The 21,592-nt window shown below is 60.0% G+C and carries 20 protein-coding genes; 9 read left to right on the plus strand and 11 right to left on the minus strand.

The window, feature by feature from the left end; translation table 11 throughout:
- Positions 1–3: 3 nt before the first annotated feature.
- Genes ACR0C9_RS11200 through ACR0C9_RS11210 form a run of 3 tightly spaced genes read right to left on the minus strand, consistent with a single transcriptional unit; the run spans position 4 to position 3,491 of the window.
- Positions 4–276 (minus strand): hypothetical protein, encoded by a 273-nt coding sequence (locus ACR0C9_RS11200; protein WP_170519229.1) that lies wholly within the window; start codon positions 274–276, stop codon positions 4–6.
- A complete protein-coding gene (locus ACR0C9_RS11205; RefSeq protein ID WP_480781036.1) occupies positions 260–3,055 on the minus strand; it encodes a [protein-PII] uridylyltransferase family protein in 2,796 nt (931 codons plus the stop codon). Before ACR0C9_RS11205 ends, ACR0C9_RS11200 begins: the two co-directional genes overlap by 17 nt.
- A 49-nt stretch (positions 3,056–3,104) precedes the next feature.
- A complete protein-coding gene (locus ACR0C9_RS11210) occupies positions 3,105–3,491 on the minus strand; it encodes a DUF4440 domain-containing protein (protein WP_480781037.1) in 387 nt (128 codons plus the stop codon).
- Between the two features lie 143 nt (positions 3,492–3,634).
- On the opposite strand from ACR0C9_RS11210, the gene ACR0C9_RS11215 reads away from it, so the two are divergent.
- From ACR0C9_RS11215 to ACR0C9_RS11230, 4 genes are all read left to right on the plus strand, one after another.
- Positions 3,635–4,057 carry a DUF2852 domain-containing protein gene (locus ACR0C9_RS11215; protein WP_170450023.1) on the plus strand — a complete coding sequence of 141 codons (423 nt, stop codon included), beginning with the start codon at positions 3,635–3,637 and terminating at the stop codon, positions 4,055–4,057.
- Between the two features lie 66 nt (positions 4,058–4,123).
- Entirely contained in the window at positions 4,124–4,555 is a 432-nt protein-coding gene (locus ACR0C9_RS11220) for an RDD family protein (RefSeq protein WP_480781038.1), read from the plus strand.
- Between the two features lie 75 nt (positions 4,556–4,630).
- Complete coding sequence (locus tag ACR0C9_RS11225; protein ID WP_170621960.1) at positions 4,631–5,455, plus strand: arginyltransferase; 825 nt, start codon at positions 4,631–4,633, stop codon at positions 5,453–5,455.
- Between the two features lie 6 nt (positions 5,456–5,461).
- Positions 5,462–5,851: a VOC family protein gene (locus ACR0C9_RS11230; RefSeq protein WP_170450016.1), complete on the plus strand. Its 390-nt coding sequence runs from the start codon at positions 5,462–5,464 to the stop codon at positions 5,849–5,851.
- A 136-nt stretch (positions 5,852–5,987) separates the two neighbouring features.
- On the opposite strand, the gene ACR0C9_RS11235 is transcribed toward ACR0C9_RS11230, so the two are convergent.
- From ACR0C9_RS11235 to ACR0C9_RS11245, 3 genes are all read right to left on the minus strand, one after another.
- The gene (locus tag ACR0C9_RS11235; protein WP_480781039.1) at positions 5,988–8,342 is read right to left on the minus strand and encodes a TRAP transporter large permease; all 2,355 of its coding nucleotides are present in this window, start codon (positions 8,340–8,342) and stop codon (positions 5,988–5,990) included.
- A gap of 17 nt (positions 8,343–8,359) precedes the next feature.
- Complete coding sequence (locus ACR0C9_RS11240; RefSeq protein ID WP_480781040.1) at positions 8,360–9,286, minus strand: TRAP transporter small permease subunit; 927 nt, start codon at positions 9,284–9,286, stop codon at positions 8,360–8,362.
- A 120-nt stretch (positions 9,287–9,406) separates the two neighbouring features.
- On the minus strand, positions 9,407–10,489 hold the full coding sequence (locus ACR0C9_RS11245) for a TRAP transporter substrate-binding protein DctP (RefSeq protein ID WP_170450010.1): 1,083 nt from the start codon (positions 10,487–10,489) through the stop codon (positions 9,407–9,409).
- Between the two features lie 247 nt (positions 10,490–10,736).
- Here ACR0C9_RS11245 and ACR0C9_RS11250 point away from each other — a divergent pair, with 247 nt between their 5' ends.
- Both ACR0C9_RS11250 and ACR0C9_RS11255 read left to right on the plus strand, forming a co-directional pair.
- On the plus strand, positions 10,737–12,170 hold the full coding sequence (locus ACR0C9_RS11250; RefSeq protein ID WP_170450008.1) for a cache domain-containing protein: 1,434 nt from the start codon (positions 10,737–10,739) through the stop codon (positions 12,168–12,170).
- Positions 12,167–12,805 carry a response regulator transcription factor gene (locus ACR0C9_RS11255; protein WP_170450005.1) on the plus strand — a complete coding sequence of 213 codons (639 nt, stop codon included), beginning with the start codon at positions 12,167–12,169 and terminating at the stop codon, positions 12,803–12,805. Before ACR0C9_RS11250 ends, ACR0C9_RS11255 begins: the two co-directional genes overlap by 4 nt.
- A gap of 79 nt (positions 12,806–12,884) precedes the next feature.
- Here the strand turns inward: ACR0C9_RS11255 and ACR0C9_RS11260 are convergent, their stop codons facing one another.
- Positions 12,885–13,268, minus strand: a complete 384-nt coding sequence (locus ACR0C9_RS11260) for a bleomycin resistance protein (RefSeq protein ID WP_170621961.1) — start codon at positions 13,266–13,268, stop codon at positions 12,885–12,887.
- Between the two features lie 45 nt (positions 13,269–13,313).
- Entirely contained in the window at positions 13,314–14,159 is an 846-nt protein-coding gene (locus ACR0C9_RS11265; protein ID WP_170621962.1) for a HalD/BesD family halogenase, read from the minus strand.
- A 422-nt stretch (positions 14,160–14,581) separates the two neighbouring features.
- Here ACR0C9_RS11265 and ACR0C9_RS11270 point away from each other — a divergent pair, with 422 nt between their 5' ends.
- The 3 genes from ACR0C9_RS11270 (at position 14,582) to ACR0C9_RS11280 (ending at position 18,007) form a co-directional block, all read left to right on the plus strand.
- Positions 14,582–16,333, plus strand: coding sequence for an acetolactate synthase 3 large subunit (locus ACR0C9_RS11270; protein ID WP_170450001.1), 1,752 nt, complete (start codon positions 14,582–14,584; stop codon positions 16,331–16,333).
- A gap of 67 nt (positions 16,334–16,400) precedes the next feature.
- Complete coding sequence (gene ilvN / locus ACR0C9_RS11275) at positions 16,401–16,961, plus strand: acetolactate synthase small subunit (RefSeq protein WP_170449999.1); 561 nt, start codon at positions 16,401–16,403, stop codon at positions 16,959–16,961.
- A gap of 317 nt (positions 16,962–17,278) precedes the next feature.
- Positions 17,279–18,007 carry a helix-turn-helix domain-containing protein gene (locus ACR0C9_RS11280; protein WP_480626136.1) on the plus strand — a complete coding sequence of 243 codons (729 nt, stop codon included), beginning with the start codon at positions 17,279–17,281 and terminating at the stop codon, positions 18,005–18,007.
- On the opposite strand, the gene ACR0C9_RS11285 is transcribed toward ACR0C9_RS11280, so the two are convergent.
- The 3 genes from ACR0C9_RS11285 to prfB form a co-directional block, all read right to left on the minus strand.
- On the minus strand, positions 18,000–18,785 hold the full coding sequence (locus tag ACR0C9_RS11285; protein ID WP_480781041.1) for a DUF2189 domain-containing protein: 786 nt from the start codon (positions 18,783–18,785) through the stop codon (positions 18,000–18,002). The two genes, ACR0C9_RS11280 and ACR0C9_RS11285, sit on opposite strands and share 8 nt — an antisense overlap.
- 26 nt (positions 18,786–18,811) lie before the next feature.
- Positions 18,812–20,212, minus strand: coding sequence for an amidase (locus tag ACR0C9_RS11290; RefSeq protein WP_480781042.1), 1,401 nt, complete (start codon positions 20,210–20,212; stop codon positions 18,812–18,814).
- 185 nt (positions 20,213–20,397) lie between these two features.
- Positions 20,398–21,522, minus strand: coding sequence for a peptide chain release factor 2 (gene prfB, locus ACR0C9_RS11295; RefSeq protein WP_170449992.1), 1,125 nt, complete (start codon positions 21,520–21,522; stop codon positions 20,398–20,400).
- Positions 21,523–21,592: the final 70 nt, after the last annotated feature.

Raw genomic sequence — 21,592 nt, forward strand, 5'->3', positions numbered from 1 at the left:
CCCTTAGCGCGGGCGCGAGCGCCAGCCGCCACGTCGTTTCGGGGCCTGAGCGGATTGCAACCCCTCGGCCAGCACCTGTGTCATCGGGTGATCTGCCTCCTGCGCGGCATAGGCGGCGTGCAAGGTGGCCAGCGCCTGTTTCTGATCCAACCCGTCCGGCAAGCTCAGCGCCCAGTCGAGGAAAATGCTGCGGCATTCCGGCAGGGCGATACCTTCGATGTTGTACGCCTCGCGGATCAGGCCCTTGGGGTCGTTGGGATCAGTGCTGCGCGCCATCTTCGCCCTCTTTGATTACGCTGCCGATGATCGCGGCGGCGGATGTGTAACTGTCTTGCAGCGCGGCTTGCAGCGCGTCGACCTGATCGAACCCTGTGGCCCGGCACAGGAAGGCGGTTCCGCCCTCGCCAATGTCATCCGCTTCGATCACCTTGCCCGAAAGCAGCCGCGCCGCGCATTGCACCGACCAGCATAGATCGTAACTGTCCTTGAGCGTTTGTGCCTGCGCGACATCCAGAAAACCGGCAGCGACTGCACCGTCGAGGCCCGAGCGGACATCCCGCTCCGCGATGCCCGCCAGCAATGCGCCGGTCTCCGCCATCAACTCGATATCCATCATCCGGCCGGGGCCGTTTTTGGCGTCCCAAACGCCAGCAGGTGCTTTTGCAGCGGCCAGTCGGGTGCGCATCTCGGCCACTTCATGCAGCACATTGTCGGCCTCACGCGGGTGCGACAGGAATTCGGCCCGGAAGGTTTCAATGTCATTGGCCAAACCGCTATCGCCCGCAACCACATTGGCGCGCGTCAGGGCCAGATGCTCCCAGACCCATGCCTCTTCCTGCTGATAGTGGGTAAAGCTGGCCCAGCTGGTCGCCACCGGCCCTTGATTGCCCGACGGGCGCAGGCGCATATCGACCTCATAGAGCCGACCCTGAGACATCGGGGCCGACAACGCCGTGATCAGTGCCTGCGTGAAACGGGCATAGTATGTGCGTGTCGCCAGTGGACGCGGGCCATCGGACATATCCTGATCCAGCGGATCGTAGATCACGATCATGTCCAGATCGGATTGTGAATTGATCCGCCCTGCCCCCAGCGACCCCATGCCCAGAACCGCCGCACCGCGGCCCGGTGCAGGCCCGTGTTTGCGGGCGAAATTGTCGGCCACATGAGGCAAGATCGCCGCGATGACCGCCTGCGCCAGATCGGCGTATTGGCGACCGGCTTGCGCGCCGTCGATCAACCCACGCAAGTGGTGCACACCGACACGGAAATGCCACTCCTTGCACCAGCGCCGCGCCAGATCAAGCTGGGTCTCGTAATCTGCCTCGTCCTCCAGCGCCTGCGCAAGTTCCGCCTGCAACGCCGCTTGCCCCGGCCAGTCGGCAAAGAAACTGCCACCGATCACGGCATCGAACACAGACGCATTGCGCGACAGGTGCGAGGCCAACGCATGAGACGTGCCCACAATGTCGATCAGCAGATCAATCAGTTGGGGGTTGGCCTCGAACAGGGAAAACAGCTGCACGCCAGCAGGCAGACCGGCCAGAAACCCGTCCAGCGCCAACAGCGCCTCCTCGGGCTTGGCCGTCTTGGCGAGGCGCGACAAAAGCTCAGGCCGGAGCCGGTCAAAGATCCGCCTGCCCCGTTGTGAGCGCAGCGCCGGATAGGTCGCCCATCGGGCCAGAATGCTCTTGTCAAACGTGACCTCTTGTTCCGGTGTCGGAGACGCCCCGGGTCCGGGGGCAAAGAACCCTTCGGTCAGCTCATGCACTTCGCTCAGGTGGCGGGTCAGGTCAGCGGTCAGGTCCGCGCTGGTGGTCCCCATCAGGCAGGCGACGCGTTCGATCCCGTCCGCGGATTTCGGCACCTTATGGGTCTGGGCGTCATGGATCATCTGGATGCGATGTTCGACCTCGCGATGGGCGCGATAGTGATCGGTCAGCTTTTCAGCAACGTCTTCCGGCACCCAGCCTTTTGCAGCCAAGGCTGCCAGTCCGGGCACTGTCCCCCGCACGCGAAGATCCGGATCGCGTCCCCCGGCGATCAACTGGCGGGTCTGGGTGAAGAACTCGATCTCGCGTATCCCGCCCTGCCCCAGTTTCATGTCGTGGCCCGGGATCGAGAGGCTGCCGCCCGTCCGCTTGTTCTCGCGAATGCGCAGGCGCATGTCGTGGGCGTCCTGAATGGCGGCGAAATCCAGATGCCGACGCCAGACAAAGGGGCGCAGCGTTTCCAGAAACCGCTGCCCGGCTGCAATGTCGCCCGCGCAGGCGCGCGCCTTGATATAGGCTGCACGCTCCCACGTGCGGCCCAAGCTTTCGTAGTACCGCTCGGCTGCTTCCATCGCCATGCAGACCGGAGTCACCGCCGGATCGGGCCGCAACCGCAAATCGGTACGGAACACATAACCATCGGCGGTCTTGTCGCTAAGCGTGGCACAGAAATTGCGGGTGGCCCGCACCATTCCCTGCCGGGCTTCATAAAAGTCATCCGGATCAAACCGCGTCTCGTCAAACAACACGATCAGATCGATGTCCGAGCTGTAATTCAGCTCATGCGCACCCATCTTTCCCATCGCCAGAATGACCATACCGGCGGCGGTCTCCACGTCATCCTCGGTCATGCCGGGCAGTTTGTTGCGCCGGATCAGGGTGGCAATCTCGGCCTTGGCCGCCACATCCGCCGCCAAAGCTCCGAACTCGGTCAGAGCAGCGGTCACCTTTTCCAACGGCCATGCGCCCGCGATGTCGGCCAAAGCGGTCAGCACTGCCATGCGGCGCTTGGCAAGTCTCAGGCCCGGTTTAAGCTGGTCAGGCGCAAGCGCGCGGGCCGTTGCCATAACCTCGTCCAGCGCCTCGTCCGGATGGTGCAGCGCGTTTGGCAACCACTCTCTTTCTTGCTCGATCAGACCTTTCAGATAGGGGCTTGACCCGGCCGTCCCGACGATCAAATCGCCTTGCTCAGCATTCAGATCCGGGATCAAAGCGCGCGTTTCATCCCCCAGCGAGGGATCAAACGCACGCGGCAGACGATTGATGGACAGGCTTTCAGTCATACCCGGACCCTGCGCATCGCCGCAGGGCAAGGTCAATGGGGCAAACGCATCACAGGTCCTGAACCGGAGTGTCCTGGCTAAAGCTGTTGACCCAAACCCCATGCCGACGCTCCCACAGGGAGGAAATCAGCATCGCGCCCCATTCGGTGGCGTCAGGGCGCAGGTAATCCGCCCTGTAGGACAACAGCACGATGTCAGGCGTCAGAACCCGCAACTGTTCCTGGCTCAGCTTGAACTCGGCCATTGTCGGTGCATCTGCGAACTGACCCACATGGTCATCGCGATTGGCAAAGCCAGAGGGGTAAACACCCAGAAAATCAGCGCTCAACAGCGCCCTGTCGGCGCTGGCATCACCATTGACCAATGCGGCCCAGACCTGCGTTTCAAGCTTCAGAATATCAGCAAGCGAAGGGGCGGTTTCGATTTCTACAGTCATGCCTGCACCCTGCGCGCGAAGCCCTCTGCCGTCAACCGATCCACAAAATGTAAATCTTTTTCACATCGACCCCTTGCAACCGGTCAGAACCTCCCCATCTAGACAATGTGAAAGGAATTTACATCAAACCCTGGAGAGACCACATGACCGCATTGTCCGAACCCGCCGCCCCTGCAAACCCGGGATGGCTTCACCGCACCGAGGCCTGGATGGACGACAAAGGCAAAGGCGCCTGGATCGCCGCCATGGTCCTTGGTTTCATCTTCTTCTGGCCCCTGGGCCTGGCCCTTCTGGCCTATATGATCTGGAGCAAACGCATGTTCAGCAAGTCCTGCAGCCGCCGCAAATCCTGGCACAGCCATATGAGCGCCATGAAACCCTCGGGTAACAGCGCGTTCGACGCCTACAAGGCAGACACTCTGGCACGGCTGGAACGCGAACAGCAGGATTTCGAGGCCTTCCTGCATCGCCTGCGTGAAGCCAAGGACAAGGCCGAGTTCGACCAGTTCATGGATGAACGCGCCCGCGAGAACACCGAAGACGAAGGCAAAGGCGAACCTGCCTAAAGCCCCTTGCCCTGTCCCGAATTTTCGGGACAGGGTGACACGACCTTATCTCTGAGACAGCTATACATGACCCACCTGCCCGATCCTGATCGCCAGCCCGAATTTTACCGATCCGTCGCGACCAAACGCTTTGTCGCGTGGCTGTTCGACATCGCCTTTATCTCACTGCTGTGCATCGTGCCCGTCTTCCTGACATTTGGCGCGGGGCTGTTCTTCCTGCCGCTGATTTATGCGGTCATCAGCTTTGTCTACCGGGTAATCACCATCTCGAACGGCTCGGCCACGCTGGGCATGCGCTTCATGGGGATCGAGCTGCGCGATGCCTTCGACGAGCGTATGGATATGGGCAAAGCCGTGGCCCATACCGCCGGATACTTCATCAGCATGGCGTTTTTCGTAGTCCAGATCATCTCGATCATCATGATGCTGACCAGCGCCCGTTGTCAGGGCCTGACCGATGCCTTCCTGGGCACAGTCATGATCAATCAGCGGGCCTGAACAGCCTTCGCGTGAATCACTTGGCGGCATCAAAAACCGTTGCTATCATCCGGTCCGAGGCTACATGAGACCTTCATGCGACACACGCTGCCAATTGCGCCACAATTCTATGTGACGGCCCCCCAGCCCTGCCCTTATCTTGAGGGCAGGATGGAACGTAAGCTTTTTACCGCCCTGCAAGGCGAAGGCGCAGACCAGCTGAACAATTCCCTGTCACAACAAGGATTTCGCCGGTCGCAGAACGTGCTCTATCGCCCGTCCTGCACAGATTGCGCGGCCTGCCTGTCGGCCCGGATCGACGTTGCCGCCTTTCACCCGACCAAAAGCCAGAAACGCGCGGCAAAACGCAACTCTTACCTGCAACGCCGCGCCACATCGCCCTGGGCCACGGACGAACAATACGAACTGTTCCGCCGCTACCTCGACACCCGCCACGCCGATGGGGGCATGGCCGATATGGACGTCTTCGAATTCGCCGCGATGATCGAGGAAACCCCGATCCGCAGCCGCGTTGTGGAATATGCCGACCCCGAAACCGGCAACCTGATTGCCGTCAGCCTGACCGATGTGCTCGATGACGGGCTGAGCATGGTCTATTCCTTCTATGATCCGCTGCAGCCTCAGAACTCTCTGGGCACCTACATGATACTCGACCATATCGAAATCGCGCGCGAGGCCGGCCTGCCCTATATCTACCTGGGTTACTGGGTGCCCGGCAGTCCGAAAATGGGGTACAAGGCCAAGTTCTCAGGGCTCGAAGCCTATGTGCAGGGGCAATGGCAGAAGATCCGGAACCCCGACACCTTCTCGGACGAGTCTCATCACCCTCTGTCCTCGGCACCCATTGCCGAACAGGTGGCGAATATCCAACTGCCAGACCGCCACCCCACCAAAGGCTGACCCAACATGAAACAAACCCTGCACGCCGTCACCCTTGTGGTGCCGGAGTATGATGCTGCAATCGAATTCTACACTGAAACGCTGGACTTCGCCCTGACACAGGATATCGACCTCGGCGGCGGTAAACGCTGGGTCCTTGTCACACCTCCCGGCTCTGACGGTGCCTCCCTGCTGCTGGCCAAAGCCGACGGCCCGGATCAAAGCGCCGCCATCGGCAACCAAACGGGCGGCCGGGTCGGTTTCTTCCTGCAAACCGATGACTTCGAACGCGACCACACGAACATGCAAGGCAAAGGCGTCACCTTCGAAGAAGAGCCGCGCCATGAACCCTATGGCTCGGTCGCCGTCTGGCGCGACCCGTTCGGCAATCGCTGGGACCTGATCCAGTTCACCTGATCCATTCTTCATCTGGCCAAAAATATCTCGGGGTTGAATTGGCCGCAGGCCAAGAAGGGGCTGGCCCCTTAACCCCAAACAAACAAGCAAAAGGGGGCCAGCAGGCCCCCTTTTTCAATTTGATCACGCAATCAGATCAATTCGGAATCAGATCCGGCACAATGGTCACAATCGCCGGGAAGGACCACAGGATCGCAATCCCCACCACCTGAATGATCACAAACGGCACCACGCCACGATAGATATGGCCCGTCGTCACCTCTTTCGGCGCAACCCCGCGCAGGTAGAATAGCGCGAACCCGAACGGCGGCGTCAGGAACGAGGTCTGCAGGTTCACCGCCACCATGATCGTCACCCATTTCGGATCAAACGACCCGCCATAGATCACCGGGCCCACGATGGGGATCACGATGTAGATGATCTCAAGGAAATCCAGCACAAAACCCAGAATGAACAGCACAAGCATCACGATCAGGAATACAGTGAACTCGTTGTCAAAGCTCTTGAGGAACTGCTGGATATAGTGTTCGCCCCCGAAGGAAATCACCACAAGGTTCAGCAACTGCGACCCGATCAGGATGGTGAACACCATCGAGGTCACCTTGGCCGTTTCCCGCACCACCGGGCTCAGAACCCCGCTGGAGAACAAGACCCAGCAGCCAAAGACCAGACCAAACAGAGCATAAAGGTATGCCGCATAAGCCAGGATAAACGCGATCCAGGTTTCTACCGGCACATTCCCCTGAGAGATGCGAAGATCGAAATTCACGCCCATCAGCAGGCAGATGATCACCGCAAAGGTTGACCAGATGATCACGCTGCCCGACCGTTCCTGATCCTGCAGCTTGCGATAGGCTGCCAGCATGATCGCACCACCCGCCCCCAGCGCCGCAGCGGGTGTGGGGTTGGTGATACCACCCAGGATCGAGCCCAGCACGGCGATGATCAGAACCAGTGGCGGGAACACCACCCGGATCAGATCGTTTGTCGCACAGCGCGCGGCGGCCTCTCTGCACCCGTAAATCGCGATGGCAAAGGGTATGGCCAGCAGAACAAAGGTCAGCCCGGATGAGGTCGTCGGCGCGATAAACAGGATATCGACCAGCAACATCAACAGCAGACCAATTGCCCCCACGATCAAAGGCTGCGGCGAACGCGACGGGGCGATGCCCCGACCCAGTACCAGGGTCAGCGCCAGCAGAACAACGACGATCGCGACACCCGTGCCGATAGGCGCGGCGCTGGCGATCTTGGCCTCGCGCGCGGTGGCCAGTTCCTCTTCGCTCAGGCGTTCGGCGTTGGCGATGCCACCGGCGGCGTCGATCTCTTCCTGCTCGGCCACCGCCTGATCCCAGGCCGCTTGACCGTGCAGGTCGATCATCGACGCTTTACACTCTTCGGACACGTTCGTGCGCAGTGATGCGCCCTGCCCCACATCCGAGAAGGCCGAGACCGAGATATTCTGGCTGCCGATCACCCCGGCACTGCCCAACAGGATCGCCCCAATAATGATCGCAGCCGGTGCACCCAGCAACCATGTCAGACCTTCGGACCGCGTGATCGCCTCGCCCGAGCCGCCGGTCAGTTCCACCGCGGGGGCCTTGTCGGGGTTCAGCAGCGCGTAGCCAAAGGCATAAAGCGCATAGAGCAAGGCCAGCATGATCCCGGGCAGCAGCGCCGCCTGGAACAGGGTTCCGACCGAGACCACCGCAGGCTCGCCCAGATAGGTCAGCGCATCGGTACACCCGGCCTCAACCGCGCGGGTTTCCTGCGCGGTCGAATAAAGATCACCCGCCAATGTCCCCAGAAGAACGATCACAATCGAGGGCGGAATAATCTGCCCCAGCGTCCCCGAGGCCGCAATCACGCCTGTTGCCAGTTCGGGCGAGTAGTTGTTGCGCAACATGGTCGGCAGGGCCAGCAAGCCCATGGTCACCACGGTCGCACCGACAATCCCGGTAGAGGCCGCCAGAAACGCACCCACAACCACGATAGATACCGCCAGACCACCCGGCAACGGGCCGAACACACGGGCCATTGTGGTCAGCAGATCGTTTGCGATCTTCGAGCGTTCCAGTGTGATGCCCATCAGAACGAACATCAGCACGGCCAGCAGAGTCTCAATCGACTGACCGGCCAGAACACGTTCGTTCATGCGGTTCACGATGAAGGACACGTTGCGATCCAGCGCGGTTTCCCAGCCTGCAGGGAAAACCGGTTCTCCTATCCTCGGCAAGTCAGGGTATCGGAACACCGAGACCGAATCCGGTTTCACCCCCGTTGCGACCAGATCGCGGTACATTTGCGAGCTGGTATCGATTGCCTGATGGATCAGCAGCCCGGCGCTGTCCAGCGCGGCGATGATACCGAATGAGATAACCCCGGCCCCGCCGATGGCAAAGGCCACCGGGAACCCGGACAGGATACCTCCGAAGAGGCAGAAGAATACGATAATGAGGCCTATCTCGACGCCATCAAGTCCGAATAGCATTGTCTTGGTCTCCGTCCTTAATGTGCGCCTTCATAGGCTTCTTCACCCTCGCCAAGGCTGTCCTTGTCGAGGTATTTTCCGGCGCTTTCCGGGCCTTCCACGTATTCCAGATACGACCGCCACAGGAACGCGACCGCGTGCAGGAACACCATGCCCGCAAACAGAACGAGCAGGATTTTGAACAGGAAGTAGGCGTTGAACCCGTTGGGGCTGAACCCGATGGTTTCCACGTTCCAGCGCAGGGCGCGTGACTTGGCCACGAGGCGATCCAGCGTGTCACTGGCCGATGGTTTCGGCACGATCAGGTGCCGCCACATGAAGTACCAGCCATACATCCACGTCAGCACCGCCATTGGCATCATGAACAGAACGGAACCGCACATATCAACAACGCGCTTGGCCCGGTGGCTGATACCCGCATAGATCAGGTCAACCCGCACATGCCCGCCCTGAACGAATGTATAGGTGCAGCACAGGCACACGACCATGGCGTTATAAAGTTTAAGTTCTTCCGCGAACCAACTGATATCCTGACTGAAAGGGATACCCAGGCCAAAGGACATATCAGGCCGCGCAAACACCCGTTGCATGAAGACGATTACGATCTGCTGGATCACCATCAGCAAACCCGCCCAGGCAAAGAAGCGCCCGGTTGTGTTCGCAAACCCTTCGAGGCCGCGCACCATGCCCCACATGAAGTTTCGGTAGTAGAGGCCAATGGCCGTCAGAACCAGAAACAGGGTGAAGACCACAAAGAAGAACTCGACCGAGCCGCCGTAATAGACAAAGCGCATGATCGCCTCTTTGTCGGACCAGTTCAGCCACAGCTGCGGATGCGTCACCGCATATCCGAAATTATAGAAGGCTTCGGCAATGTTCTGAATGAACCAGATCAGTCCATTCCACAGGGCGCCGAAAAACGAGATACCGTTATCGTCCTGCATGTTGTCCCCGGGTCGCGTCGGTTGCATTGCTGATTATAGCGGCATGATGGGGCCGCGCATACGCAACAGGAAAGGTTTCCCCACGCAGGCGGGGAAACCGTTTAGTCTGATGACTGGCGTTTAGCCGCGAACGCGGTCGCGCTGCGAGGTATAGACGCCCGACGACAGGTTGTTCCACGCCGACGATGCTGCCATCGATTCCATGGCGCTGTCGTGGATCCGCTTGAACAGCTCGTCGCCCATGTTTTCGTCCAGAACCTCTTGGCTGGCCTGACCGAAGGCGTCCCAAACGGCATCCGGGAATTCCATGACCTTCACGCCGCCCGACTGCAGACGCTGCAGGGCTGCACCGTTGTTGGCCAGGAACTGCGCCAGGTTCCACTGGTGCGCTTCGGCGGCTGCGATCTCGATGATCTTCTGTTGCGCCGGTGTCAGTTCATCGAACACGTCGCGGTTGGTGGCCAGCGACAGACCCGCGCCCGGCTCGTGGAAGCCTGCGGTGTAGTAGGTCTTGGTGATTTCCTGGAAACCGGCCTTTTCGTCGGCCCACGGACCGATCCACTCGGTGCCGTCAATCGCGCCCGAGGACAGCGCCTGATACACTTCCGAACCCGGAATGTTCTGAACCGATGCACCCAGTTTGCCCAGCGCCTGTCCACCCAGACCCGGCATACGGAATTTCAGACCCTGGAAGTCTTCGGGGCCGTTGATCTCTTTCGAGTACCAGCCACCTGCCTGCGCGCCGGTGTTGCCAGCCAGGAAGGATTTCAGGCCGAAGATCGAGCCCAGCTCGTCATGCAGCTCCATGCCGCCATCGTGATAGTACCAGTTCACCAGTTCCTGCGCGGTCATGCCGAACGGAACAGCGGTGAAGAAGGCATAACCCGGATGCTGGCCCACAAAGTAGTAGTCCGCCGCGTGGTACATATCGGCCTGACCCGACGAAACGGCGTCAAACACTTCAAACGCGCCAACCAGCTCGCCCGCAGCTTTGATTTCAACGTTCAGGCTGCCGTCCGACATCGCGTTGATGCTGTCGGCGCAGCGCTGTGCGCTGTCGAACACGCCCGCAAGGCCACGGCCCCACGAGGTTACCATGGTCAGGGTCCGCTGACCCTGCGCATAGGCCGGAGCCGCCAGTGCCGTTGCCGCAGCAGCCGATCCGCCCAGAGCGGATTTTTTCAGAAATGAACGACGATCCATATAAGTGTTCCTCCCCTTTATAGTCGTAACCCGGACAGTTCCGGGCCTGTCGCATTCAATAGGCCGGAGCGTAATGCCGAAGATGTGAAAGGGAATACCTACTACTGCGTAGAAAACCGGATTTCTGACCCTTTTTCGCGGGTTAATCCCTGTGAAACTCCAGCCCAATCGTGTCTTTTCAGCCCTTTTAAGCCCGAATTGTTCAATCTTTTTGCATTTTTGCCGCCGCTTGCGTATCGATTCGACCATGCAAAGACTTAGAAATCTGGTTTCGCTGACCTATGCGCAGAAACTGTCTTTGGTTGCGGCCATCCCTCTGGTCGTTGCCGTTGCCGCGATTGCCATACTGGTCGCCTATCAGGCCCGTGCCACCGCCGAGCGCGAGATCCAAGCGCTGGAGCGCAGCCTGATCCAGGCCAAGAAGGAAGAGTTGAAGAATTACGTCACCCAGGCACGCAACGGGTTTGCCTATATCTACGGTCGCGCCGAACCGGATGATGATGTCGCCAAAACCCTAGTCACTCAGATCCTGTCCGCCATGATCTACGGGCAGGACGGGTTCTTTTTCGTCTACGATTACGATGGCACCAATCTGGTCAGCCCGCGCCAGACCCAATTCATCAACCGCAATTGGGAAGGGCTGACCGACAGTGACGGCACCCCGATTGTCGACGAATTCATCACTCTGGCCCGTCAGGGGGCCGGTTGGCACAGCTTCATGTGGCAAAAGCCCTCGACCGGGGAAGAGGCGCAGATGATCGCCTACGTGGTGGGCTTGCAGGATTGGCGTTGGGCTGTGGGCACCGGCGTCTTCATCGACGATATCGTGGCCACCGTCGCCAATGCCCGCGCCGAGGTCGAGGCGCGGGTTCAGCGCACCTTCATGTATATCGGCGGCATCGTTCTGGCTGCTGTGCTGATCGTCTTTGCCTCGGGCATGCTTCTGAATATCCGCGAGCGGCGGTTGGCCGATGCCAAGCTGAAGGAACTGACTCAGCGCGTCTTTGATGCGCAGGAAGAAGAACGTGGCCGGGTGGCGCGTGAATTGCATGACGGTATCAGCCAGATCCTCGTCGGCGTGCGCTACGCTTTGGACAATGCCCGCCGCCGCCTGTCGCGCGGCGATGATGCGGGCGCTCAGGACCCGCTGGACAAGGGCATCGATCACCTCGGGACTGCCATTACCGAGGTCCGGCGCATCAGCCGCGACCTGCGCCCCGGCGTGCTGGACGATTTGGGCCTCGGCCCTGCATTGAAGGCCCTGACCGATGATTTCCGCGACCGCACCGGAATCGAGACCGAGTTCTCGACCGTCGTGTTCCGCAACCGGCTGGACCATGACAGCAAGATCGCCCTCTACCGTATTGCGCAAGAGGCGCTGACCAATATCGAACGCCACGCGGATGCAACCCGTGTTACAATCGATCTGCGTGGCCACAAGAAGGGCGCGACCATGCGGATCACCGATAACGGGCGCGGGTTGCGGACGGAACCGGGCCAGATCACCACAGGGATCGGGCTGCGCAATATGCAGGAACGCATCGAACAGCTTGACGGATCGCTGCGTATTCTGTCATCACGCGGCCCGCGCGGGGGCACGGCGATCGAGGCCAGCCTGCCGCTCAGCCGCCTGCTGCCGCCGCAGGAAGACGCAACCCCGAACCGAAAGGCCGGTACATGACAATCCGAGTTCTCATCGTCGACGATCACCCGATGGTGGCCGAAGGCATCCAGTCGATCCTGGAAAGCTATGATGAGATCGAGGTGGTCGGCACATTGGGCAGCGGTCAGGCGGCGGTGGATCAGGCGGTCGGGCTGGCCCCCGACGTGATCCTGATGGATCTGAACATGCCCGGCCTTGGCGGCCTGAGCGCGACCGAGATCATCCTCGAACGCCTGCCCGAAACGCGCATCCTGATCCTGTCGATGCATGACAGCCCCGAATATATCTCGACCGCACTCAGCCACGGGGCCAAGGGGTATATCCTCAAAGACGTCCCCACCGATGAGATCAAACAGGCCATCGACGCCGTGATGCAGGGTCAGCAATACCTGTGCACCGGCGCAAGCGGATCGCTGAAACCCAAGGGCGACAGCACGCGCGAGGCATTGACGGGCCGCGAACAGACCATTCTGCTGGAACTGGCGCAGGGCAAATCGAACAAAGAGGTCGCGCTGGCGCTGGATATCTCGGTCCGCACCGTTGAAACCCACCGCAAGAACATCAAACGCAAGCTGGGCATCTCGTCTACGGCAGGCCTGACCCGTTATGCTCTGGAACACGGTGTCTTGCAGGGCACCGGCGTCGGCTACTGACGCAGGCGCAGCGCGGCACGCGCTGCCTGGCCCAACCAGAGGAGATGCGCCGCAGGCGTTGCGACGATGGGCGGGAGGGTTACTCCCTTGGCCGAATATCCTCACCAAAGAAGATCAGCGTTCCGTCCTCATCGATGACGTGGAATTCCCGTTGCAAATACGGCTGGTCAAATGGTGGACGCACACGCCCCTCGGGCAGATCGCTTAGCCCGTCTTTCAGGCTTTCATACAGCGCGTCAATGTCCTGAACGTCGATATAATAAGACTGATTGTCCCCCAAGGGTTTGCCATCTTCGCGCGGCGGGCATTCCAACAGCCGAATGGCAATCGGGCCGTTCTTCAAAAAGGCGTAATTGTCCTGCCTGAAGTTGCATTCAAATCCCAGCCGCGTGCAGTAGAACGCGATCTGCGCGTCCAGTGACGCGCACAGAACAAATGGCGTGAGTTGCAGGATGTTGGACATTCCGGCCTCCGCAAGAAACAGCACCATCCTACACGCTGGGCCGTATCAATCCAGCAGCTGATCTTTGCGCGTCCCTTCCCGTTCGTAATGGTGCGGCAGAACGCGGCCATATAGCTGTCGCGTCCGCTCGATCCCGCCGCACATCCCCTCGGCCTCGACAAAGGAAAAAATCCCCACATAGCGACGCCGCGCCCCGGAAACCGGCGCAACCCGGTGCAGCGAATACCGTCCCTTGAATATCTGCAGATCGCCGGGCTGAAGTTCCAGCTGACAGACACGGGACATATCGCCATCCAGAACCGAGGCCACCGCATTGAAATTCTCATCCTCTGCGGTGCGCAGGTTCGGCGCATATTCAAACGCCCCGCCCTGTTCCCCGTTCTGAATAGCCAGTGTCACGGTGAAATTATTGGTGTCGAAATGCCAGGGAAAGCCCTGCCCCTCTTCCACGACATTGATAATCACATCCGCCAGCGGGTCGTCATAGCGAAAGAACCTGTCCTCGGGCTCATCCAATGCGGCGCGTATGAACGGCAGGAAGCCGTCAAACTCGTAAATCCGGCGCAGAGGGCTGGATTTCGGGAAGTTGTCAGCCGGGACAAACGCGTTTGACCGATCATAAAAGCGCCGGATCGGGTGGCCGATGCCAAACCGGGGGTCGTCTTTGGTGAAATAGGCGTTGGTGCGATTGAACGAGCGATGCGCCTGCGGCGCGACGGCGTCCGCCTCCTGCACCAGCAGATTTAGCCCGTCCTGATGCACGAACCCCGGTAAAACGGCGCATCCATCCTGCTCTAACTCGCGCTGAATGTCGCCGATCATCCGGTCATAGGCATGAGACCCCGGACAGTCTATCGGATAGCGCCCCAAATCCACCAGATCGTGCAGCATGATGAGCCTCGCAGTTGGTTCCGTCCCCCACAGCGTGGCGCAGACACAACCGCCAATCATGCCCGTTTCGGACATTCCGTTGACGCATTCCGACCAGTTCAAATTCCGTTCAACCGGCAGTTTTCCACCACAGATTGCCGGAAGTTCCCGGCATGCGGCAATCTGCGCAACAAAATGTCGCAAAATCAGGTCTTCAGGATAGAAAATTGGTGCAATTGCCTGTTGACGCCCCTGCGCGCCGACCATAATGTCCCTGCACGCAAAGAAGGAGCCTCTGGCGATGAGAACGCTAGTCGAAATCGTAGGAACCACGCGCATGGGCCGGTAACGGTAAACCATAATCGAACCCATGCGCCTCCGAAAAAATCGGGGGCTTTTTTTATGCGAAACGCAAGACACATGTCGCGAACGGAGCAAAGCAGATGACACGTGAGATGACCGGCGCAAAGATGGTGGTTCAGGCCCTCAAGGATCAGGGCGTGGACACGGTATTCGGATACCCCGGCGGCGCCGTGCTACCGATCTATGATGAGATTTTTCTGCAAAACGACATTCGCCACATTCTGGTGCGCCACGAACAGGGCGCGGTGCACGCCGCCGAAGGCTATGCGCGCTCGACCGGCAAGCCGGGCGTTGCGCTGGTGACATCCGGCCCCGGCGCGACCAACGCGGTGACCGGTCTGACCGACGCGCTGCTGGATTCGATCCCGATTGTGGTTCTGACCGGACAGGTTCCGACCTTCATGATCGGTTCGGACGCGTTTCAAGAGGCCGACACCGTCGGCATCACCCGCCCCTGCACCAAGCATAACTGGCTGGTGAAGGATACGGATTCCCTGTCCGCAACCATTCACGAAGCCTTTCACGTTGCCAAATCTGGCCGTCCCGGCCCGGTGTTGATCGACATCCCGAAGGACGTGCAGTTTGCAAGCGGTGAATACAACGCGCCGAAGCCGTCGACATCGCATTACCAGCCAGTTCTGAAAGGCGATCTGGAAGAGATCACCGAACTGGTTGCCGCAATGGAAACTGCCAAGAAGCCGGTTTTCTACACAGGCGGCGGCGTCATCAATTCCGGCCCCGCGGCCAGCCAGTTGCTGCGCGAGCTGGTGGACGCAACCGGCTTCCCCATCACCTCGACCCTGATGGGTCTGGGGGCTTATCCGGCGTCGGGCGAAAACTGGCTGGGCATGCTGGGCATGCACGGGCTGTACGAAGCCAACATGGCGATGCATGACTGCGATCTGATGATCAATATCGGCGCGCGGTTCGATGACCGGATCACCGGGCGCATCGATGCGTTTTCGCCCAATTCGAAGAAGGCGCATGTGGATATCGATCCGTCCTCGATCAACAAGGTGATCCGCGTGGACATCCCCATTGTTGGCGACGTGGCCCATGTGCTGGAAGACATTCTGAAGGTCTGGAAGTCGCGCGGGCGCAAAACCGATGCGGCCTCGGTCAAGCAATGGCAGGCGCAGATCGCGGATTGGCGCAAGGTGAATTGCCTGGCCTTCACCGCCAGCGAAAAGACCATCAAACCGCAGCACGCGCTGCAGCGGCTGGAAGAGCTGACCAAGAAACACGACCGCTACATCACCACCGAAGTGGGCCAGCACCAGATGTGGGCCGCGCAGTACCTCGGGTTCGAAGATCCGAACCGCTGGATGACATCCGGTGGTCTGGGCACGATGGGCTATGGCTTCCCGGCCTCGATCGGTGTGCAGATGGCGCACCCGGATGCGCTGGTGATCAACGTTGCGGGCGAGGCGTCGTGGCTGATGAACATGCAGGAAATGGGCACCGCCGTTCAGTACCGCCTGCCGGTCAAGCAGTTCATCCTGAACAATGAACGTCTGGGCATGGTGCGCCAGTGGCAGGAACTGCTGCATGGTGAGCGCTATTCGCATTCTTGGTCCGAGGCCTTGCCCGATTTCGTCAAACTCGCCGAGGCGTTTGGGGCGAAAGGCATCCTGTGTTCCGACCCCGCCGATCTGGACGATGCGATCATGGAGATGATCACCTATGACGGCCCGGTGATCTTCGACTGTCTGGTCGAAAAGCACGAAAACTGCTTCCCCATGATCCCGTCGGGCAAGGCCCATAACGAAATGCTGCTGGGCGAGGCCGAGACACAGGGCGTGATCGACTCCAAAGGCTCGGTTCTGGTCTGACGCATTTGAAGATTTCAGTCGGACGCCTCGCGCGTCCGGCCACAGATGGATGATGAAAGGGACATAAATGTCTGCCCTACATATCAAAAAAGGCTCCACCCGCCACTCGGCCTATAACCTACGGCCTACGTTTTCGGACGTTCAGGAACGCCACACCATCGCGGTTTTGGTCGAGAACGAGCCCGGTGTTCTGGCCCGCGTGATCGGCTTGTTCTCGGGCCGCGGTTACAACATCGAAAGCCTGACTGTGGCCGAGGTGGATCACACCGGCCACCTGAGCCGGATCACCATTGTCACCGCCGGAACCCCGCAGGTGATCGAGCAGATCAAGGCGCAGCTTGGCCGCATCGTGCCGGTTCATGACGTGCATGACCTGACGGTCGAGGGCCCCTCGGTCGAGCGTGAACTGGCCATCATCAAGGTGGTGGGCGAAGGCGATAAACGGGTCGAGGCGCTGCGGCTGGCCGATATCTTCCGCGCCAATGTGGTCGACAGCACGCTCAATTCGTTCATCTTCGAGATCACCGGTGCGCCGGACAAGATCGACGCCTTTGCCGATCTGATGCGTCCGCTGGGATTGATCGAGATCGCCCGCACTGGCGTCGCCGCCTTGCTGCGCGGCGACTAAAGAACCAACGCCTTGCCCCGGTTCACCGGTTGAAACCGGGGCAAGGACAGGCCTAACGTGCCAATATGCTGCCCCTGACAGCCTCTGATTGAGTTTATGTGCGTTAATTTTGTCATAACGCCGCCCTCTCTCGGATAAACATCAAACAAATTGGAATAAAGCCTATTGCCTTTGGCTTACGGCGCGTTAGCCTCGTGGCCGCAACGCGACGTGGGGATACGTTGCTTGGGGTCATCTTTACGATTGCTGATATGCGTACGGTTATCCGGACGCCGCTATCATGTTTTTGCAGGGAATTGGTAACGCCGGGGACAGACATGACCGACGACATTCGCAGCCCTGCTGAGCTTCGGGCCATGTTCGGTTCGAATCTCAGACAACTTGCGCGACAGCATCCGTCTGTCTCGGCTCTGTGTCGGAAACTGGGGATCAACCGGACCCAGTTCAACCGCTATCTGGCAGGCGAAAGTTTTCCCCGCCCCGACGTTCTGGATCGCATCTGCCGGTTCTTCGACATTGATGCCCGAATTGTTCTGGAACCGCTGAACGACATTCCCAAGACCGAGGGCCACCCGGCCAGTTCCGTCCTGACCCAGTTTCTTGGCTCTGGGTCCGAACCCAGCGCCGCGACCCCCTTTCCGTCCGGTTTCTATGCAGTTGTCGAAAGCCAGCCCCTTACGCCGCAAGTGTCGATGCTGTACGCAACCCGTTTGCCGCAATGCACGTTGGTCCGCGGATACACGCCACGCGGCCTGATGCCCGGCGCACCGCCAAAAGCCCGCGAGATTCAGGGCATTGCCGCCAGTTCCGGGGATCACGTCTCGATCCTGACATCCCAACGCGGCGGGGCAAACAGCAAGATCTACGTCATCACCCCCGATGCAGATCACTGGCGCGGCACGGTGATCCGGCCTTCTACAGCGCAGGAGCCCAAACCGGTCATGTTGCAGCATCTTGGCCAGAACGCCGGTGCCGTGTTCCACACGGCCCGGCAATCCATGAAATCCAGCACGCTGTCCGCGCCGGGTGGGTTGGCTGTCAGCTAGCGATCTCGGCCTTGTCGGCTTGCGCGATTTCTCGATACAGGTGCCAGCTTGCGTGCCCCAACAGTGGCAGGACAATCAGCAGGCCCAGAAACCACGGAATCATGGCGACAAATGTCAGCACGGCAATGAACGCCCCCCATGCAAGCATCACGGCCTTATTTTCGGAAACATACATAAAGCTGGCAATCATGGCGGTGACAAAATCCAGCTCGCGATCCAGCAGCATCGGAATCGACAGAACGGAAATCATGTAAAGAAGCGTCGCAAACACAGCGCCAACAACGGTGCCGACGGCCAGCATCGTCAATCCGTTCAGCGTCAGAAATACCTCGATCGACGTGGACACGTTCGTCATGGTCGACAGCCCCATGAACAGGGCAAAGATCATGTGACCCAGAAAGAACCAGAACAGAAACACCACCACAATAATGGCGCAGATCGAAGGCAATTGACGGCGGCTTTGCTGTATCACCACCCCGAAAATCGCCTTCATATCAAGTGGTTCACCCCGTTCCAACCGGTGCGAGACCTCATACAACCCAACCGCTGCAAAAGGTCCAAGCAACGGAAAACTGATGGCAGCCAGAACCAGCCAAAAGGTTGTGCCTGTTTGCACCGTCACCCAGGCCATCGCCCACCCGGCCAGAACATAGAACCCGGCAAACATCAGACCAAACACCGGCGCGCGGCGATAATCGGCCCAGGCCTGTCGCAAAGCGCTGCGCAACATCGCGGTGTTGACCGCTTGCATCTGTGGAACGCCAAAAGGCTTCTCCATCTCGTTTCCTCCCTCCCTGCCCGGCGCTATGGCATTGCCGGTCTTCTTTTTGGCCAATCGGTTGCGGCGTGATAGGCCGCCCCCAGTGACAACAATCGCGCGTCCGACCCGCGCGGCCCGAACAGTTGCAAGCCCATCGGCAGCCCCTGCGCCCCAAAGCCGGCTGGAACCGCCAGACAGGGCAAGCCAATCAGGCTGACCGGCACCGTCACGTGCATCCAGCGGTGATAAGTGTCCATTGCACGCCCGGCAATCTCGGTCGGATACGGTGTCTCAACCGCAAAGGGCCAGACCTGCGCGGCAGGCAGGATCAGCGCGTCATAGCTTCGAAACACCTCCACCGCCGTCCGGAACCATTCGGACCGCACCACGCTCGCCTGATGAACCTGCATGGCGGTCAGCGCCAGGCCCCGGTCCAACTCCCACTGCGCGCTGTCCTTCAAGGCCGACCGTTGCCCGGACAAGGGCTCCAGACCGGTAGCCACCGACCAGGATCGCAGAGTGATCCAGCTGTCCCACATCTGTTCGGCATCAAAGGGCGGCGGCACGGGCTCGACCTCAGCCCCCAGGTCTTCAAAGACCCGCGTGGCCACTTGGCAGAGGTCCAGAACCCCCTCCTCCATCGAAAACGCCCCGTCCCAATCGCCCAGCCACCCAATCCGAATACCGCTCAGATCGGCGGGTCTCACTGGTGAGACCGTTGCGCTTGAAGCAGCCAGAGGCAGGCGCGGATCAGGGCCTGAGATCACATCCAACAACAGGCCCAGATCCTCCGGGCTTCGCGCCATCGGACCCAAAGTCGACAACTGATGCAAAAACCCATCGCCAACCGGGTCCGACGGCACCCGCCCCCAGCTGGGCCGAAAGCCATACACATTGTTCCACGCTGCCGGGTTGCGCAAACTGCCCATCATGTCCGAACCATCTGCCAGCGCCACCATCCCCGTCGCCAAGGCCACCGCCGCCCCGCCCGAAGACCCGCCGCAGGTGCGCGCGGCGTCATATGGGTTCCGCGTCGCCCCATAGACCGGATTGAACGTATGCGAGCCCAACCCGAATTCCGGTGTATTGGTCTTGCCAATCAGGATCGCCCCCGCCGCCCGCATCCGCGCCGCGATCAGATCATCCGTGTCAGGCACAAACCCATCGAACAAAGGCGACCCCTGCGATGAGACAACACCCGCCACGTTGACCAAATCCTTCACTGCGATCGGCACCCCGTGCAACGGCCCGCAAATGGGCCCTTCATCCATCGCCTGCGCCTCGGCCAACAGCGCATCTTCGTCCCGCAAGGCGACAATGGCATTCACCACGCCATTCACCTGCCCGATCCGCTCCAGCGTCGCGCGCATCACCTCGACCGCTGTCACCCGCCTGTGCGACAGGTCAGAAATCAGCGTCCGCGCAGAATGGTCTGAGAGGTTCATATGGGCTCCGGCAGCAATGCAACTCACGTCACAATCAGCCTAGTCGGGCCGCAAGGTCAATAAAACCCACTGTTTAAATACATCTTTCCCGGGTCAGCCTGCGCCGCCTGGATCCCCTTCATCTGGCTAAAAATATCTCGGGGGAGTCGCGGCTTGCCGCGGCGGGGGCAGAGCCCCCGACCCACTTAGTCACCCTGCGCTTCGGACCGGCTTTTGCCTGCTACGTTCAATGCAAGTGTCGCCGCCATGAACCCGTCCAGATCCCCGTCCAACACACCTTTGGTGTCCGAGGTCTCATGGTTCGTCCGCAGGTCTTTCACCATCTGATACGGCTGCAAGACGTAAGACCGGATCTGGTTGCCCCAACCGGCATCGCCCTTCGCCTCATGCGCCGCATTGATGTCGGCATTCCGGCGGTCCAGCTCTTGTTGATACAGCCGCGATTTCAGCGCCTTCATGGCAATGTCGCGGTTCTGGTGCTGCGATTTCTCGGAACTCGTCACAACAATCCCGGTCGGAACGTGCGTGATCCGCACCGCCGAGTCGGTGGTGTTCACGTGCTGACCACCCGCACCCGAGGACCGATACGTATCAATCCGAATATCGGCTGGGTTCACCTCGATCTCGATATTGTCGTCCACCACCGGATAAACCCAGACCGAGCTGAACGAGGTATGCCGCTTTGCCGCCGAGTCATAAGGCGAAATCCGCACCAGCCGGTGCACGCCGCTTTCCGATTTCAGCCAGCCATAAGCATTGTGGCCGGAAATCTTGTAGGCAGCAGATTTGATCCCCGCCTCTTCGCCCGCCGTCTCGGACTGCAACTCGACCGTATAGCCCTTCTTCTCGGCCCAGCGCACATACATCCGCGCCAGCATCGACGCCCAGTCGCAGCTTTCCGTACCACCCGCGCCCGAGTTGATCTCGAGGAAGGTGTCGTTGCTGTCGGCCTCACCATCCAGCAGCGCCTCAAGTTCTTTCTTGGCCGCCTTGGCTCCAAGCGCCTTGATGGCCGCTTCGGCGTCCTGAACAACCTCTTCGTCCTCTTCCATCTCGCCCAGTTCGATCAGCTCGATATTGTCGTTCAGATCGGTTTTTATCGTCTCATAGGTCTCGATGGCATCGACCAGCATCTGACGCTCGCGCATCAGTTTCTGCGCGTTTTCAGGGCTGTCCCACAGGTTGGGATCCTCGACGCGCGCGTTGAATTCCTCAAGTCGGTGCGGTGCGGTTTCATAGTCCATGCGCTGCGCCAACAGCTCCAGCGACTTTTCGATTTCCGCCACGATATTCTGGGTTTCGGCGCGCATGGTCTTGTCCCAACTTGCTCAATCAGGCCTGCGTGATAGCAAGAGGTGAAGGCCACCACAAGACAGGCGA

The organism is Ruegeria sp. C12 (assembly GCF_056537745.1).

Excerpts from the sequence above, each read along its gene's own strand:
- ACR0C9_RS11200 (WP_170519229.1), bottom strand. The coding sequence starts at position 276 with ATGGCGCGCAGCACTGATCCCAACGACCCCAAGGGCCTGATCCGCGAG.
- ACR0C9_RS11205 (WP_480781036.1), bottom strand. The coding sequence starts at position 3,055 with ATGACTGAAAGCCTGTCCATCAATCGTCTGCCGCGTGCGTTTGATCCC.
- ACR0C9_RS11210 (WP_480781037.1), bottom strand. The coding sequence starts at position 3,491 with ATGACTGTAGAAATCGAAACCGCCCCTTCGCTTGCTGATATTCTGAAG.
- ACR0C9_RS11215 (WP_170450023.1), top strand. The coding sequence starts at position 3,635 with ATGACCGCATTGTCCGAACCCGCCGCCCCTGCAAACCCGGGATGGCTT.
- ACR0C9_RS11220 (WP_480781038.1), top strand. The coding sequence starts at position 4,124 with ATGACCCACCTGCCCGATCCTGATCGCCAGCCCGAATTTTACCGATCC.
- ACR0C9_RS11225 (WP_170621960.1), top strand. The coding sequence starts at position 4,631 with ATGCGACACACGCTGCCAATTGCGCCACAATTCTATGTGACGGCCCCC.
- ACR0C9_RS11230 (WP_170450016.1), top strand. The coding sequence starts at position 5,462 with ATGAAACAAACCCTGCACGCCGTCACCCTTGTGGTGCCGGAGTATGAT.
- ACR0C9_RS11235 (WP_480781039.1), bottom strand. The coding sequence starts at position 8,342 with ATGCTATTCGGACTTGATGGCGTCGAGATAGGCCTCATTATCGTATTC.
- ACR0C9_RS11240 (WP_480781040.1), bottom strand. The coding sequence starts at position 9,286 with ATGCAGGACGATAACGGTATCTCGTTTTTCGGCGCCCTGTGGAATGGA.
- ACR0C9_RS11245 (WP_170450010.1), bottom strand. The coding sequence starts at position 10,489 with ATGGATCGTCGTTCATTTCTGAAAAAATCCGCTCTGGGCGGATCGGCT.
- ACR0C9_RS11250 (WP_170450008.1), top strand. The coding sequence starts at position 10,737 with ATGCAAAGACTTAGAAATCTGGTTTCGCTGACCTATGCGCAGAAACTG.
- ACR0C9_RS11255 (WP_170450005.1), top strand. The coding sequence starts at position 12,167 with ATGACAATCCGAGTTCTCATCGTCGACGATCACCCGATGGTGGCCGAA.
- ACR0C9_RS11260 (WP_170621961.1), bottom strand. The coding sequence starts at position 13,268 with ATGTCCAACATCCTGCAACTCACGCCATTTGTTCTGTGCGCGTCACTG.
- ACR0C9_RS11265 (WP_170621962.1), bottom strand. The coding sequence starts at position 14,159 with ATGCTGCACGATCTGGTGGATTTGGGGCGCTATCCGATAGACTGTCCG.
- ACR0C9_RS11270 (WP_170450001.1), top strand. The coding sequence starts at position 14,582 with ATGACACGTGAGATGACCGGCGCAAAGATGGTGGTTCAGGCCCTCAAG.
- ilvN (WP_170449999.1), top strand. The coding sequence starts at position 16,401 with ATGTCTGCCCTACATATCAAAAAAGGCTCCACCCGCCACTCGGCCTAT.
- ACR0C9_RS11280 (WP_480626136.1), top strand. The coding sequence starts at position 17,279 with ATGACCGACGACATTCGCAGCCCTGCTGAGCTTCGGGCCATGTTCGGT.
- ACR0C9_RS11285 (WP_480781041.1), bottom strand. The coding sequence starts at position 18,785 with ATGGAGAAGCCTTTTGGCGTTCCACAGATGCAAGCGGTCAACACCGCG.
- ACR0C9_RS11290 (WP_480781042.1), bottom strand. The coding sequence starts at position 20,212 with ATGAACCTCTCAGACCATTCTGCGCGGACGCTGATTTCTGACCTGTCG.
- prfB (WP_170449992.1), bottom strand. The coding sequence starts at position 21,522 with ATGCGCGCCGAAACCCAGAATATCGTGGCGGAAATCGAAAAGTCGCTG.